The sequence below is a fragment of the Stenotrophomonas sp. RIT-551 genome (genome assembly GCF_026241915.1).
Taxonomy (GTDB): Bacteria; Pseudomonadota; Gammaproteobacteria; order Xanthomonadales; family Xanthomonadaceae; genus Stenotrophomonas; species Stenotrophomonas bentonitica_A.
The window spans coordinates 142,749-156,670 of sequence record NZ_JAPJIU010000009.1; the positions used below are offsets into that span (position 1 = coordinate 142,749).

13 protein-coding genes are annotated in these 13,922 nt (G+C 67.6%); 9 read left to right on the top strand and 4 right to left on the bottom strand.

Annotated features, from left to right (window positions below):
- Window positions 1-141: 141 nt before the first annotated feature.
- From aqpZ to ORK51_RS12500, 3 genes are all read right to left on the bottom strand, one after another.
- Window positions 142-864, bottom strand: coding sequence for an aquaporin Z (gene aqpZ, locus ORK51_RS12490; protein ID WP_083298677.1), 723 nt, complete (start codon window positions 862-864; stop codon window positions 142-144).
- Between the two features lie 113 nt (window positions 865-977).
- The gene (locus ORK51_RS12495) at window positions 978-1,841 is read right to left on the bottom strand and encodes a pirin family protein (protein ID WP_266085091.1); all 864 of its coding nucleotides are present in this window, start codon (window positions 1,839-1,841) and stop codon (window positions 978-980) included.
- A 159-nt stretch (window positions 1,842-2,000) separates the two neighbouring features.
- Window positions 2,001-4,064, bottom strand: a complete 2,064-nt coding sequence (locus ORK51_RS12500; protein ID WP_266085092.1) for a 3-hydroxyacyl-CoA dehydrogenase NAD-binding domain-containing protein — start codon at window positions 4,062-4,064, stop codon at window positions 2,001-2,003.
- Between the two features lie 237 nt (window positions 4,065-4,301).
- Between ORK51_RS12500 and rpoE the strand changes: the two genes are divergently transcribed.
- The 9 genes from rpoE (at window position 4,302) to recO (ending at window position 13,020) form a co-directional block, all read left to right on the top strand.
- Complete coding sequence (gene rpoE, locus ORK51_RS12505) at window positions 4,302-4,922, top strand: RNA polymerase sigma factor RpoE (RefSeq protein ID WP_019183456.1); 621 nt, start codon at window positions 4,302-4,304, stop codon at window positions 4,920-4,922.
- Window positions 4,919-5,821: a sigma-E factor negative regulatory protein gene (locus tag ORK51_RS12510; protein ID WP_266085093.1), complete on the top strand. Its 903-nt coding sequence runs from the start codon at window positions 4,919-4,921 to the stop codon at window positions 5,819-5,821. The genes rpoE and ORK51_RS12510 overlap by 4 nt, the downstream gene beginning before the upstream one ends.
- Before the next feature lie 83 nt (window positions 5,822-5,904).
- Window positions 5,905-7,431, top strand: coding sequence for a DegQ family serine endoprotease (locus ORK51_RS12515; protein ID WP_019183454.1), 1,527 nt, complete (start codon window positions 5,905-5,907; stop codon window positions 7,429-7,431).
- A 167-nt stretch (window positions 7,432-7,598) separates the two neighbouring features.
- Window positions 7,599-9,389, top strand: coding sequence for a translation elongation factor 4 (gene lepA, locus ORK51_RS12520; protein WP_070425667.1), 1,791 nt, complete (start codon window positions 7,599-7,601; stop codon window positions 9,387-9,389).
- Between the two features lie 100 nt (window positions 9,390-9,489).
- Window positions 9,490-10,284, top strand: coding sequence for a signal peptidase I (gene lepB / locus ORK51_RS12525; protein ID WP_019183452.1), 795 nt, complete (start codon window positions 9,490-9,492; stop codon window positions 10,282-10,284).
- A 32-nt stretch (window positions 10,285-10,316) separates the two neighbouring features.
- Window positions 10,317-10,700, top strand: a complete 384-nt coding sequence (locus tag ORK51_RS12530) for a DUF4845 domain-containing protein (protein ID WP_046273302.1) — start codon at window positions 10,317-10,319, stop codon at window positions 10,698-10,700.
- Entirely contained in the window at window positions 10,690-11,370 is a 681-nt protein-coding gene (rnc, locus tag ORK51_RS12535) for a ribonuclease III (protein WP_070425666.1), read from the top strand. Before ORK51_RS12530 ends, rnc begins: the two co-directional genes overlap by 11 nt.
- Window positions 11,367-12,263 carry a GTPase Era gene (gene era / locus ORK51_RS12540; protein ID WP_019183449.1) on the top strand — a complete coding sequence of 299 codons (897 nt, stop codon included), beginning with the start codon at window positions 11,367-11,369 and terminating at the stop codon, window positions 12,261-12,263. Before rnc ends, era begins: the two co-directional genes overlap by 4 nt.
- Before the next feature lie 31 nt (window positions 12,264-12,294).
- Window positions 12,295-13,020, top strand: coding sequence for a DNA repair protein RecO (gene recO, locus ORK51_RS12545; RefSeq protein ID WP_266085094.1), 726 nt, complete (start codon window positions 12,295-12,297; stop codon window positions 13,018-13,020).
- A gap of 69 nt (window positions 13,021-13,089) precedes the next feature.
- Here recO and ORK51_RS12550 read toward each other — a convergent pair whose 3' ends face one another.
- Entirely contained in the window at window positions 13,090-13,824 is a 735-nt protein-coding gene (locus tag ORK51_RS12550; RefSeq protein WP_070425664.1) for an Hpt domain-containing response regulator, read from the bottom strand.
- Window positions 13,825-13,922: the final 98 nt, after the last annotated feature.

Here is a 13,922-nt window from a genome sequence, read left to right on the forward strand (position 1 = left end):
GCGCGTACCGGATGACTCGCTGCCGTCAGTGTCGGACGAGTGATCCGGACCTTAACGGAATGTGACTCAGTGTACAAATAACGGTTTCAGTTGATTCCTTTGTCAGCGGCCGGGCGGGGGTTGCCCGCCCGGCCCTGAGCATCAGCGCGGCGCGGTGCCCATCCACTTGTAGAGAGTGCCGCCGATCAGCCCGCCCAGCAGCGGCGCCAGCCAGAACAACCAGAGTTGGCTGAGCGCGCCGCTGCCGGCGAACAGGGCCACGGCAGTGGAGCGCGCCGGATTGACCGAGGTATTGGTCACCGGAATGCTGATCAGGTGGATCAGGGTCAGGGCCAGGCCGATCGCGATCGGGGCGAAGCCGGCCGGTGCGTTGCCATGGGTGGAGCCCATGATCACGATCAGGAAGAACGCGGTGAGCACCACTTCGCAGAGGGCGGCGGCGGCGACGCTGTAGCCCCCAGGCGAAAGTGCGCCATAGCCGTTGCTGGCGAATGCGCCGGCCTGGCTGCCATCGATCTGGAAACCGGGCGCGCCGGAGGCGATCTGCAGCAGGATGAAGCCGGCCAGTGCGCCGCCCAGCACCTGCGCCACGATGTAGGGAAGCAGCTCGCGCGCGGGGAAGCGGCCGCCGGCCCACAGGCCGACACTGACCGCCGGATTGAAGTGCGCGCCGGACACGTGCCCGAACGCATAGGCGCCGGTCAGCACGGTCAGGCCGAAGGCCAGCGCGACGCCCAGAAAGCCGATCCCCAGCGGATTGCCATCGCCGCCGAACGTGGCGGCCAGCACGGCGCTGCCACACCCACCCAACACCAACCAGAACGTGCCCAGGAACTCGGCGGCCAGACGTTTGCCCATGCTCATCGACGTGCTCCACGTGTATGCCCGGGGTGGGCAGGCGCAACGTAGCTGAATCGGGGTTCATCGGGGTGACGATGGCGTCAATACCCGACGAACGGTCGATGGCGGTGCGCGGGTCAGTACGTGGGCAGCGGGATGAACTCTTTGTCGTCGCCGGGGATGGTGCCGAAACGCCCGGATTCCCAATCGTGCTTGGCCTGCTCGATACGCTCGGTGGAGCTGGACACGAAGTTCCACCACAGGTGGCGCGGGCCATCCAGCGGTTCGCCGCCCATCAGCATCGCCTTGATCGGGGTCTTGGCGCGCAGGCGGCCGCGGGCACCGGGCTCGGGAATGATCAGGTGCTGGGCAGGAACATCCACGCCATCGAGCTGGGCCTGGCCTTCCAGGATGTAAAGCGAGCGCTCGGCGTGGCCGGTATCGAGATCGATTTCCGCATCGGCATCCAGATCGATGGCAACGTTGAGGGTATCGGCGAAGACCTTGACCGGCGATTCTTCGCCGTACGCGCGGCCGGCGATGACACGCAGCCAGGCTCCCTTGCGGCGCTGCTGGGGCAGGGTGGCGGCAGCATGGTGGTAGAACGCGGGGTCGGTCTCTTCAAACTGCTTCGGCAGCGCGAGCCAGGTCTGCATGCCGTGCAGCGGATGGTCGTGCTCGCGTTCGACGGTGGGCGTGCGTTCGGAATGGGCGATGCCGCGGCCGGCGGTCATCCAGTTGACGTCGCCGGGGCGGATCACCTGGTCCGAGCCGAGCGTGTCGCGGTGGCCGATGGCGCCGGACCACAGGAAGGTGACGGTGGCCAGGCCGATATGCGGATGCGGGCGCACGTCGATGCCGGTGCCGGGGGAGAGCACGGCCGGGCCCATCTGGTCGACGAAGACGAACGGACCGACGCTGCGCGCCTGCAGGGTCGGCACGGCGCGGCGTACCTGCAGGCCACCGATGTCATGGATGCGGGGGGCGATGATGGTCGTCATGCGGGCGGTCTCGCTGGCGGGGACAGAGCGGGAGGATCGCATGCGGGGTGTGGGGGCGGGAGGCCTGTATCGGTAACAGGTTGTTCTGGTCGCACAGGGACGGCAGCACAAACGACAACGCCACCTCACGGTGGCGTCGTCACATCACATCATCGCGCCTCAGATCACGGGCTCACGCAGTACCGGCGAGTCCCAGCCCGGGCGCGGGGCGAAGCGATCGCCGTAGCGCTGCTGCAGCACCTTGAGGCGTTCGACCAGCACATCGGCACCGGTGGCGCGGATGTACTGGATCGGGCCACCGCGGAACGGGGCGAAGCCAGTGCCGAAGATCACGCCGGCATCGAGCAGGTCCGCATCGGCAACCACGCCGTCGTGCAGGCAGGCCACCGCTTCGTTGAGCAGCGGCAGGATCAGGCGGTCTTCCAGATCGGCCGGGATCTCGTAGTTGGCGGGGACGTCCGGCTTCTGCGCCCGGCCGTTCTCCCACTTGTACAGGCCCTGCCCGTCCTTCTTGCCGCGCTTGCCCTGTTCCACCGTCGCCAGGGCAGCCGGCACCTGCAGCCCGAGGAAGGGCGCCAGTTCCTTGCCCACGCCCGCGGCCACGTCCAGACCGACGGTATCGAGCAGTTCGATCGGGCCCATCGGCATGCCGAACTTGACCGCGGCCTTGTCCAGCACCGGCCCGGGCACGCCTTCGGCGTAGGCGGTGGCGGCTTCGAGCATGTACGGGAACAGCACGCGGTTGACCAGGAAGCCGGGGGTACCGGCGACCGGCACCGGGAACTTGCCCAGTGCCTTGCAGAACGAGGCCAGGCGACGCTCGGTTTCCGGGGCCATGCCGTCGTGATGGATGATTTCCACCAGCGGCATCTGCGCGACCGGGTTGAAGTAATGCAGGCCGGCAAACTGCGCCGGGCGCTGGATGTGGTCGCGCAGTTCGTCCAGCGGGATCGAGGAGGTGTTGGTGGTCAGCAGCGCATCGGCCTTCATCGTCGGCTCCAGCGACTGGTACAGATCACGCTTCGCTTCCGGATTCTCGATGATCGCTTCGATCACCAGATCGGCCAGCGCCACGCCCTCGCCCGCGAGATCGGCCTTCAACCGCGCGGCCACGGCCGGGCGCTTGCTGTCGTCCTTCACCCGCTTGGCGAACAACGCCTGCGCGCGTTCCATGGCCGGATCGATGAAGCGCTGCTCGCGATCCTGCAGGGTCACGTTGAAGCCCTTGTAGGCCGACCACGCGGCGATGTCACCGCCCATCACGCCGGCACCGACCACGTGCACGTGCTGGATGCCATGGTCCTTGCCACCCAGGGCCTTCAGGCGTTCGGTCAGGAAGAAGATGCGGATCAGGTTGCGTGCGGTCGGCGTGCCGGCCAGCTTGACCACCGCGCGACGCTCGGCATCCAGGCGGGTCTGGATCGGGCTGCCACCGGTGCGCGCCCAGGTGTTGATCAGCGCGTACGGCGCCGGGTAGTGCTCCTTGCGCGCCTTGCGGGCGACCTGCTTGGCCATCTGCGGGGCGAGCAGCTTGCGCGCCAGCCAGGTGTTGGTGATCCACGCCGTCGCGCGCTGCTTGAACGGGCGGGTGGTGCCCTTCAGTGCGAGCGAGACCGCGGTATCGAGCAGCACGGCGGGCGCGACGACCTTGTCGACCAGGCCGATGTTGCGCGCGGCCGAGGCCGACAGATTGCGGCCGGTCAGCATCATGTCCATCGCCGCCGGCGCGCCGACCAGCTGCGGCAGGCGCGAGCTGCCGCCCCAGCCCGGGAAGATGCCCAGCTGGGTTTCCGGCAGGCCGATCCGGGTGGACGGATCATTGGAGGCCACGCGGTAACGGCAGGCCAGCGCCAGCTCAGTGCCGCCGCCCAGGCAATGCCCATGGATCGCCGCCACGGTCGGGCAGGGCAGTTCGGCCAGCTTCTGGTAGGTGCTCTGGCCACGGCGGATCGCGTCATTGACGGTGCCGCGGCGGTCGAACGCCTGGAATTCCTTCAGGTCCGCCCCGGCGATGAAGCCGGCCGCCTTGATCGACTGGATCACCACCGCCTTGGGCGGGTCCATCGCGATCCGCTCGATCAGGTCGCCCAGTTCGAGCAGCACGTCCTGCGACATGGCATTGACGCTGCTGTCCTGGCGGTCGAGGCTGAGCACCACGACGCCATCGTCACGGATCTGCGGGTGCCAATGCGAGAAGCGGAGCCCATCGAAGCCTGAGAGCATGGGAACGTTCCATCCGGTTGTGTATGGAGAAGGGGGCTATGATCCAGAGGTTGTTTCCTCCCCGTCAAATCCCTATAGCTGGGGAGAGATACCGTCGATTCATTGCCTGGATCGGAAACCTTAACGGAACGGTGGTTAAAAGCTGGTGCGGCGCTGTGTGATCGAGCGCTGAACTTTTCCCGGGATTGGCAGTCTCATTGCCCGACGTCGGTTGGGCTGACAGGAGTGCGGCCCCCCATGGCCGAGGTTGAAACACCACAGGAGCTGGACCTGGAGCTGGTCCGACGTGTGCAGCGTGGCGAGAGCGCGGCGTTCGATGTCCTGGTGCGCAAGTACCAGCATCGGGTCATCGCGCTGATCGGGCGCTACATCGCGGACTGGAGTGAATGTCAGGACGTCGCCCAGGACACGTTCGTCCGCGCGTACCGCGCGATCGGCAGTTTCCGCGGCGACGCCCAGTTCTATACCTGGCTGCACAGGATTGCCGTGAACACTGCCAAGAACCATCTCGCCGCGCACAACCGCCGCCCGCCCACCGATGACATCGAAATCGGGGACGCCGAGCAGTACGACAGCGGCACCCGCCTGCGCGACACCGACACGCCCGAACGCGAGTTGATGCGACAGGAACTGGAACAGACGGTGATGAAGGCAGTGTCCGCGCTGCCTGAAGAACTGCGGTCAGCCATCACCATGCGCGAGGTGGAGGGCCTGAGCTACGACGAAATCGCGCAGAAGATGGGGTGCCCGATCGGCACCGTGCGGTCGCGGATTTTCCGTGCCCGCGAGGCGATCGACACTGAACTTCGGCCGCTGCTCGATGTGGGCAGCGCCACCCGCGAGAAGAGCCGCGCATGAGCCACGATATGTCCAATGATGCTTCCCGGGGCGCGTCCCCCGATAAATTCGACGCCCATTACCGTCAGCAGCTGTCCTCGCTGATCGATGGTGAACTGTCGGCCGATGAAGCGCGTTTCATGCTGCGTCGGCTGGAACACGATGAGGCCTTGTCCAGCTGCAACGAACGCTGGCAGATGCTGGGCGATGTGCTGCGCGGGCAGGCCTGCGCACCGGCCCCGGTCGATTTCGCCGAGCGTGTGCGCGCGTCCGTGGCCGTAGAGCCCGTCCCGGCGATGCAGGCCAGGGTGGAGCGTGGCCCGGAGCAGGCGCAACGGCGCGGCAGCTGGCGACGCTGGGGCGGTGGCGCGGCGTTGGCCGCCTCCGTGGCCGCGGTGGCGATGTTCATGACGCGCGAACAGCTGCCCGCCCAAGCCCCGCTGGAGGCGCCGACCACCATCATCGCCAGCCAGGCCGAACTGCCGGCCGCACCGGTTACCGAAGCCTCTGCCGCCGAACAGGCACTCGCCGTGGCTGCGGTGCCGGCGGCTGCGGTGGCGGCGGCCAGCCGCCGCCAGGACGTGGCCACCGCACGCCGCGCCAGCGCCAGCGCCACGCGTACCCAGCAGGCCGCGCGTGGCAGCGCCGCCGAACGCAGTGCCGAACCGCAGCGGGCGGTTGCCAGCCAGGCGCCGTTGACCCCGGCCATGCCGGCGGCGACCGTGCGGCAGTTCCCGTTCGGTGAGGTCGGCAACCTGCAGGCCAAGCCCTGGCCGCGGTCCAGCCTGGCCCCGGCTGCGGGCGGGGCGCTCAATGCGAGCTTCTCCACCCAGGCGCCGCAGGCTGCGTTCTATCCCTTCGAGCCGCGTCTGCAGGAGTCAGCCGAAACGGCCGAACCCGCACGCCGGCACCGCGACTGAGCATCGTCGCGGCGACGCTCCGCTCCGGCCCGTGCGCCGGAGCGTTCCCCCCCTTTTTTTCCTGACCCGGAGGCTCGTGTCTGATGACCGCCCGTATCCGTACCCACGCCCTGGCGCTGATCGCCATGACGCTCCCACTGGTGGCCTGCGCCCAGTCGCCGTCGCCGGCCACCGCTGCCGCCCCGGCGGCGGCCGCCGCTCCGCGGGCGCCGGCGCCGCAGCTGGTCAGCGGTCTGCCTGACTTCACCAACCTGGTCGAACAGGTCGGTCCGGGCGTGGTCAATGTCGAAACCACCATCGTGCGCAGCAACCGCCAGGCGCGCATGGCCGGTCCGGCGGACCAGGACATGCCCGAATTCTTCCGCCGCTTCTTCGGTCCGGACTTCCAGATGCCGGGGCAGGGCGCCGACGGCCCCGATGACGGCACGCCGAGCATCCGCGGCCGCGGCATGGGCTCGGGCTTCATCATCTCCGCCGATGGCTACGTGCTGACCAATCACCACGTCGTTGCCGATGCCAGTGAAGTGAAGGTCAAGCTCGGCGATCGCCGCGAGTTCACCGCCAAGGTGGTGGGCAGCGACCAGCAGTACGACGTCGCCCTGCTCAAGATCGACGCCAAGAACCTGCCGACGGTGCGCGTGGGCGATTCCAATACGCTCAAGCCGGGCCAGTGGGTGGTCGCGATCGGTTCGCCGTTCGGGCTGGACAATTCGGTGACCGCCGGCGTGGTCAGCGCGGTGGGGCGCAGCACCGGCGGTCCGGACCAGCGCTATGTGCCCTTCATCCAGACCGACGTGGCCATCAACCAGGGCAACTCCGGTGGCCCATTGCTCAATACCCGCGGCGAAGTGGTCGGTATCAACTCGCAGATCTTCTCCGCGTCCGGTGGCTACATGGGCATCAGCTTCGCGATCCCGATCGACCTGGCCATGGGCGCGGTCGAACAGATCAAGAAGACCGGCCGGGTCAGCCGGGGCCAGCTGGGCGCGGCCGTCGGGCCGATCGACAGCCTCAAGGCGCAAGGGCTGGGCCTGCCGGACAGCCGCGGCGCGCTGGTCAACGAAGTGGTCGCGGGCAGCGCGGCGCTCAAGGCCGGTATCGAACCGGGTGACGTGATCCGCTCGGTCAATGGCAGCCCGATCAATACCTTCAGTGATCTGCCGCCGGCCATCGGCGCGCTGCCGCCGGGCAGCAAGGTCCGCCTGAGCGTGCTGCGCGACGGCAAGGAGCGGGAAATCACCGCCACCCTGACCGAACTGGCCGAAGACGCCGAGCGCGGCGCCACCCGTCCGGCCGCGGAAGCGGCCAAGCCGGAGACCGGTGCCAATGCCCTGCTGGGGCTGGACGTGGCCGATCTGACCGCCGCGCAGCGCCAGCAGCTGGGCCTGTCGGCCGGCGAGGGCGTGCGGATCACCCGGGTCAACGGCCAGTCGGCGCGTGATGCCGGCCTGTCGCCGGGGCTGGTGGTGCTGCAGGTCGGCCGCACCCCGGTCGGCAGCGTGGCCGCGCTGAACAAGGCGCTGGGCGGTTACAGCAAGGGTGACGTGGTCATGTTGCTGGTCCGCGCCAACGGCAACAGTGCCTTCGTGGCGGTCAAGGCCGGGCAGTAAGCCCGCCCCGCCTGTGTTTCCGGGCCCGCTTCGGCGGGCCCGGTCGTTTCCAGGGGGCCGTTGGCGACAATCGCCGCCGGGCCCACGCGGGACCGGGCCGGCCATGCGATAATCCGCAGTCATCCTGACGACGCGACGCGCCGCCGCCACCTATGTCTTCTGATTCGATGCGGTTCATCCGCAACTTCTCCATCATCGCCCACGTCGACCACGGCAAGTCCACGCTGGCCGATCGCATCATCCAGCTTTGCGGTGGCCTCCAGGCCCGTGAGATGGAGGCGCAGGTGCTCGACTCGAACCCGATCGAGCGCGAGCGTGGCATCACCATCAAGGCCCAGTCGGTCTCGTTGCCGTATGTCGCCAAAGACGGCCAGACCTACCACCTGAACTTCATCGACACCCCCGGGCATGTCGACTTCTCCTATGAAGTCAGCCGCTCGCTGGCCGCCTGCGAAGGCGCGCTGCTGGTGGTCGATGCGGCCCAGGGCGTGGAAGCGCAGTCCGTCGCCAACTGCTATACGGCCGTTGAGCAGGGGCTGGAAGTGGTGCCGGTGATCAACAAGATCGACCTGCCCACCGCCGATATCGAGCGCGCCAAGGCCGAGATCGAGGCCGTGATCGGCATCGACGCGACCGATGCCGTGCCGGTCAGCGCCAAGACCGGCCTGAACGTGCAGGACGTGCTGGAGGCGATCGTGCATCGCATTCCGCCGCCGGTGCCGCGTGATACCGACAAGCTGCAGGCGCTGATCATCGACTCGTGGTTCGACAACTACCTGGGCGTGGTCTCGCTGGTGCGCGTGATGCAGGGCCAGATCAAGGCGGGCGACAAGCTGCAGGTGATGTCCACCGGCCGCAACCACCAGGTCGACAACGTCGGCGTGTTCACTCCCAAGCGCAAGGTGCTGCCGGCCCTGCGCGCCGGTGAAGTGGGCTGGGTCACGGCCAGCATCAAGGACGTGCACGGCGCGCCGGTCGGCGACACCCTGACCATGGCCGCCGACCCGGCCGCCAGGCCGCTGCCGGGCTTCCAGGAAATGCAGCCGCGCGTGTTCGCCGGCCTGTTCCCGGTCGATGCCGAGGATTATCCGGACCTGCGCGAAGCGCTGGACAAGCTGCGCCTGAATGATGCCGCGCTGCGCTTCGAGCCGGAAAGCTCCGAGGCGATGGGCTTCGGCTTCCGCTGCGGCTTCCTGGGCATGCTGCACATGGAAATCGTGCAGGAGCGCCTGGAACGCGAATACAACCTGGACCTGATCAGCACCGCACCGACCGTGGTCTATGAAGTGCTCAAGACCGACGGCACCATCATCAACATGGACAACCCGGCCAAGCTGCCGCCGGTGAACCAGGTCGATGAGATCCGCGAGCCGATCATCCGCGCCAACGTGCTCACCCCCGAGGAGTACATCGGCAACATCATCAAGCTGTGCGAAGAAAAGCGCGGCAGCCAGCTTGGCATCAACTACCTGGGCAGCCAGGTGCAGATCAGCTACGAACTGCCGATGGCCGAGGTGGTGCTGGACTTCTTCGACAAGCTCAAGTCGGTCAGCCGTGGCTATGCCTCGCTGGACTACCACTTCGTGCGCTTCGATGCCGGTCCGTTCGTCCGCGTGGACGTGCTGATCAACGGCGACAAGGTCGATGCGCTGTCGCTGATCGTGCACCGCAGCCATGCCGATCGCCGCGGCCGCGAGCTGTGCGAGAAGATGAAGGAACTGATCCCGCGGCAGATGTTCGACGTGGCCATCCAGGCCGCCGTCGGCTCGCAGATCATCTCGCGCACCACGGTCAAGGCGATGCGCAAGAACGTGCTGGCCAAGTGCTATGGTGGCGACGTTTCGCGCAAGAAGAAGCTGCTCGAGAAACAGAAGGAAGGCAAGAAGCGCATGAAGCAGGTCGGCCGCGTGGAAATCCCGCAGGAAGCCTTCCTGGCCGTGCTGCAGATGGACAAGTAAGGCCGGATGGCTTTCCCGGCAGCGGCGGGCGGCACCGGATCGGTGTCGCCGGACGCGCAGGGGCACACCACACCGCTGCAATCGTTCCCAAGGACACTGCATGAAATTGTTTGAGTTCCTCCTGGTCGTACTGACGTTGGCCTCGGGCCTGATCCTGCTGGCTGAAAAGCTGTACTTCGCCAAGCGCCGCGCCCAGCGCGCCGGCCTGCTGGACACCGAGCCGGTGGTGGTCGATTACGCCCGGGCGTTCTTCCCGGTGCTGGCGATCGTGCTGGTGGTGCGCAGCTTCATCGCCGAGCCGTACAAGATCCCGTCCAGCTCGATGATGCCCAACCTGCTGATCGGCGATTTCATCCTGGTCAACAAGTTCTCCTACGGCCTGCGCCTGCCGTTGAACAACGCCAAGGTGATCCCGTTCGGCGAGCCCAAGCGGGGCGACGTGGTGGTGTTCCACTTCCCGGGCCACTCGGACAACGATCCGGCCAAGGGTGAGAACTTCATCAAGCGCGTGATCGGCGTGCCGGGCGACCAGATCGAGTTCCAGGGCAATGGCCTGATCCTCAACGGTGAGCCGGTCAAATACGACAACAAGGGCCTGTATGCCGGCCATAACGGCCAGGGCGAGGGCAGCTCGCTGCTGGTCGAGCACCTGCCGGGCCGCACCCATACGGTGCTGGAGACCGACTACGCCCGTGGCGAAGGCCAGTGGACCGTTCCGGCCGGCAAGTACCTGGTGATGGGCGACAATCGCGACAACAGCGACGACGGCCGCTTCTGGGGCCTGCTGCCGGAGGAAAACCTGCGCGGCAAGGCCTTCCTGATCTGGCTGAACTGCTCGGGCTGGTTCTGCAAGGACGGTTTCGAGCCGTCGCGGATCGGCACGGGTATCCATTGATTGATGGCACACGCGTATCTGGGGAGAACGCAATGAAGAACATGACATCGCAGCGCGGCATCACCTTGACCTCGTTCCTGGTGGTGCTGATCGTGGTCGCCTTCTTCCTGTACATCGGGATGAAGCTGTTCCCGATGTACCAGGAGTATTACGCCGTGCGCACGGCGCTGAAGAGCCTGGCCAAGGAGCCGGGGGTGGCCAACATGGAGCCGGCCAGGGTCCAGGAGCTGTTCTTCAAGCGCATCCACATGAGCTATTCCGAGAATCTCAAGCCCTCCGATATCAAGTTCGACCGCATCGACGGCGGCTGGAACTTGAAGGTCAACTACGAAGTGCGCCGTGAGCTGATCGGCAATCTCGACGTGGTGGGCAAATTTGACACCAACCAGGATCTGACTCTCCGCGGTGCCGACTAAGACCTTCCAACGCGGTGACCTGATCGGTCACGCCTTCAACGATCCGGGCCTGCTCCAGCAGGCGCTGACGCATCGCAGTGCCGGCACGCCCAACAATGAGCGGCTGGAATTCCTCGGCGACAGCATCGTCAACATGATGGTGGCCCAGGCGCTCTACGAACGCTGGCCCAAGGCCGACGAGGGCGCGCTGACCCGCGCCCGTGCCGAACTGGTGCGCGAGGGCGCGCTGGCGGTGATCGCGCGCGAGCTGCACCTGGGCGAGCGCCTGATCCTGGGCCCGGGCGAGATGAAGACCGGCGGCCATCGCCGCGACTCCATCCTGGCCGATGCGCTGGAAGCGGTCGTCGCCGCGATTTACCTCGATGCCGGCTTCGCCGCCTGCCGGACCGTGGTGCTGCCCTGGTTCACCGCCTCGATGCACGCCCTGCCGGCCACCGGCAAGCCGGAGAAAGACCCCAAGACCCGGCTGCAGGAATGGCTGCAGGCGCGGCAGAAGGCATTGCCCCTGTATGAGCTGGTGTCAGAATCGGGTGACGATCACGCCAAGACCTTCCGGGTACGCTGCGGCGTAACCGACCCCGCTGTCAGCACCGAAGGCGAAGGTGCCTCGCGACGGCTGGCCGAACAACAGGCGGCTGCCGCCGCCCTCGAGCAACTGGATTCCAAGTGAACGAAGCAACCCCCCATCGTTCCGGCAGCGTGGCCGTCATCGGTCGCCCCAACGTCGGCAAATCCACCCTGACCAACGCCCTGGTGGGCGCCAAGGTCAGCATCGTCTCCAACCGGCCGCAGACCACGCGGCACCGGCTGCTCGGCATTGCCAGCTACCCGGAAGGGCAGATCGTGCTGGTCGACACCCCCGGCCTGCACCGTGCGCAGAAGCGCGCCATGAACCGGGTGATGAACCGCGCCGCGCGCGGCTCGCTCGAGGGCGTGGACGCGGGCATGCTGGTGATCGAAGCCGGCCGCTGGGACGAGGAAGACACGCTGGCCTTCAACGTGCTCAGCGACTCGGGGATCCCGGTGGTGCTGGTGGTCAACAAGATCGACCGGCTCAAGGACAAGGGCGCGCTGCTGCCGTTCCTGCAGCAGGTCACCGAGGGCCGCACGTTCGCCGCGGTGCACCCGATCTCGGCGCAGAAGCGCAATGGCCTGGAATCGCTGGTCCGCGACCTGATGAAGCTGTTGCCGGAAGCCCCGCCGATGTTCGGCGAGGACGAGATCACCGACCGCAGCCAGCGCTTCCTCGCCGGTGAGCTGGTGCGCGAGCAGCTGATGCGCCAGCTCGGCGAAGAACTGCCGTATGCGACCACGGTCGAGATCGAGCGCTTCGTCGAGGATGGCAACCTGCTGCGCATCGGCGCGGTGATCTGGGTCGAGCGCGAAGGCCAGAAGGCGATCGTGATCGGCAAGGCCGGCACCCGCCTGAAGGAGATCGGCGCCAAATCCCGCCTGCAGATGGAACGTCTGTTCGGCGCCAAGGTCTTCCTGGAAACCTGGGTCCGGGTGCGCGAAGGCTGGTCCGACGATGAAGCCGCGCTCAAGGCGTTCGGCTACGAATAAGCCGGCCCCTCCAACCCCGGGCGGTTGAACCATGCGCATCGAGGATGAGCCGGCGTTTGTGCTCCATGCCCGCCCGTGGCGGGAAACCAGTCTGCTCGTGGAGGTGCTGACCGAGCAGTACGGCCGGATCGGGGTGCTTGCCCGAGGCGTATCCAGCCCGCGCAGCCAGGCGCTGCGCGCGGCCCTGCAGCCATTGCAGTGGATCCGCCTGACCGCCGTGCAGCGGGGCGAGCTGGCCCAGCTGCGCGGGGCCGAGGCCCTGGACGCTGCGCCACGCCTGACCGGCCAGGCGATGCTGGCCGGGTTCTACATCAACGAACTGCTGATGCGGCTGGCGCCCCGCCAGGACCCGCTGCCCGAGCTTTACGACCATTACGCGCAGGTCCGCGCACGGCTGCGCGATGGCGAGCCGCTGGCCTGGACCCTGCGCCGTTTCGAGCGCGACCTGCTGGAGGCCCTGGGCTTCGGCTTCGATCTGCTGCACGGCAGCGATGAGGCGCCGGTCGACCCGGCCGCACGGTATGAGCTGGACCCGCAGGAGGGGCCGCGCCGGCTGCTCAGCGACCGCGGTGTGGATCAGCGCCGTGGCACCGCGACCGGCAGTGCGTTGCTGGCGCTGGCCGCCGATGAACTGCCCGGGCCCGAGGATCTGGGCAGCCTGCGCCGGCCGATGCGCGCGGTGCTGATGCACCACCTGGGCGGGCGAGGGCTGAAATCCTGGGAAATGCTGGAGGACCTGGCGCGACGGGGCACCTGAGCGCAGGCGGCCCGCGGCGCCGTTTCGGGGGGACTCACGCGGCAACGCTGCACGCGCTGCCGCCCGTGCTCACTGCAGCAGGGCGTCGACCGCCACGCGAAAGCGGCTCTGCGCCCCGGTGGAGTCCGGGGCCTGGTGCAGCTGGCGGACCGCCCGGGCCAGGCGCGCGGCGCCGACAAATCCGCAGCTGGCCTGCAGCCGATGCAGCTGGCCGCGCAGGGCCCGCACATCGTCCTCGCGCAGGGCCTGGGCCACCGCGTCGCGAACCCCGGGCAACTCGGCCAGGAACAGCTCGCGCAACGCGATGAGGTGGTGGCGCTGCCCGTTCAGCGCGGCCAGGGCCGTGGTTTCGTCCCAGTCCTGGCGCTCGCCCTCCACCTCCTCGGCGTCGGCAAGCACCGGGGCGGACAGGCTGCCAGCGGTATGCACCAACGCGCGGCGGACGGCCTTGAGCAGGTGCTCACGGCTCAGCGGCTTGACCAGGGTCTCACTGAAGCCGGCATCGCGCAGCCGCGAATGGATCGAGGTGTCGCCATCGGCGGTATGTGCCAGTGCCGGCGTGTCCGGCCGCGAGCGGCGCAGCTCCTGCAGCAGTTGGGTGCCGTTACCATCGGGCAGGTTGACGTCGATCAGCCACAGATCATGTTGGTTGCCACGGGCGCGGTCCATGGCCGTGGCCAGGGAATCGGCGGTATCCACCTGCGCCGGCAGGGTTTCCAGCGCGGCCTTGAAGAAGCCGCGGCTGATGGTGTCGTCCTCGACGAGCAGGAATCGGGGCATGGGATCCCTCGGGGTCATCTGCATTGGGGCTGCCTCCATGTCAGCTGCGCCCATATTAAACGCGAAGTCCCCGCCTGCAAGCGGTTTCAGCGGGCGGCAAGTCAGTTGGCAGTTGGTATCTG

Excerpts from the sequence above, each read along its gene's own strand:
- aqpZ (WP_083298677.1), bottom strand. The coding sequence starts at position 864 with ATGAGCATGGGCAAACGTCTGGCCGCCGAGTTCCTGGGCACGTTCTGG.
- ORK51_RS12495 (WP_266085091.1), bottom strand. The coding sequence starts at position 1,841 with ATGACGACCATCATCGCCCCCCGCATCCATGACATCGGTGGCCTGCAG.
- ORK51_RS12500 (WP_266085092.1), bottom strand. The coding sequence starts at position 4,064 with ATGCTCTCAGGCTTCGATGGGCTCCGCTTCTCGCATTGGCACCCGCAG.
- rpoE (WP_019183456.1), top strand. The coding sequence starts at position 4,302 with ATGGCCGAGGTTGAAACACCACAGGAGCTGGACCTGGAGCTGGTCCGA.
- ORK51_RS12510 (WP_266085093.1), top strand. The coding sequence starts at position 4,919 with ATGAGCCACGATATGTCCAATGATGCTTCCCGGGGCGCGTCCCCCGAT.
- ORK51_RS12515 (WP_019183454.1), top strand. The coding sequence starts at position 5,905 with ATGACCGCCCGTATCCGTACCCACGCCCTGGCGCTGATCGCCATGACG.
- lepA (WP_070425667.1), top strand. The coding sequence starts at position 7,599 with ATGCGGTTCATCCGCAACTTCTCCATCATCGCCCACGTCGACCACGGC.
- lepB (WP_019183452.1), top strand. The coding sequence starts at position 9,490 with ATGAAATTGTTTGAGTTCCTCCTGGTCGTACTGACGTTGGCCTCGGGC.
- ORK51_RS12530 (WP_046273302.1), top strand. The coding sequence starts at position 10,317 with ATGAAGAACATGACATCGCAGCGCGGCATCACCTTGACCTCGTTCCTG.
- recO (WP_266085094.1), top strand. The coding sequence starts at position 12,295 with ATGCGCATCGAGGATGAGCCGGCGTTTGTGCTCCATGCCCGCCCGTGG.
- ORK51_RS12550 (WP_070425664.1), bottom strand. The coding sequence starts at position 13,824 with ATGCAGATGACCCCGAGGGATCCCATGCCCCGATTCCTGCTCGTCGAG.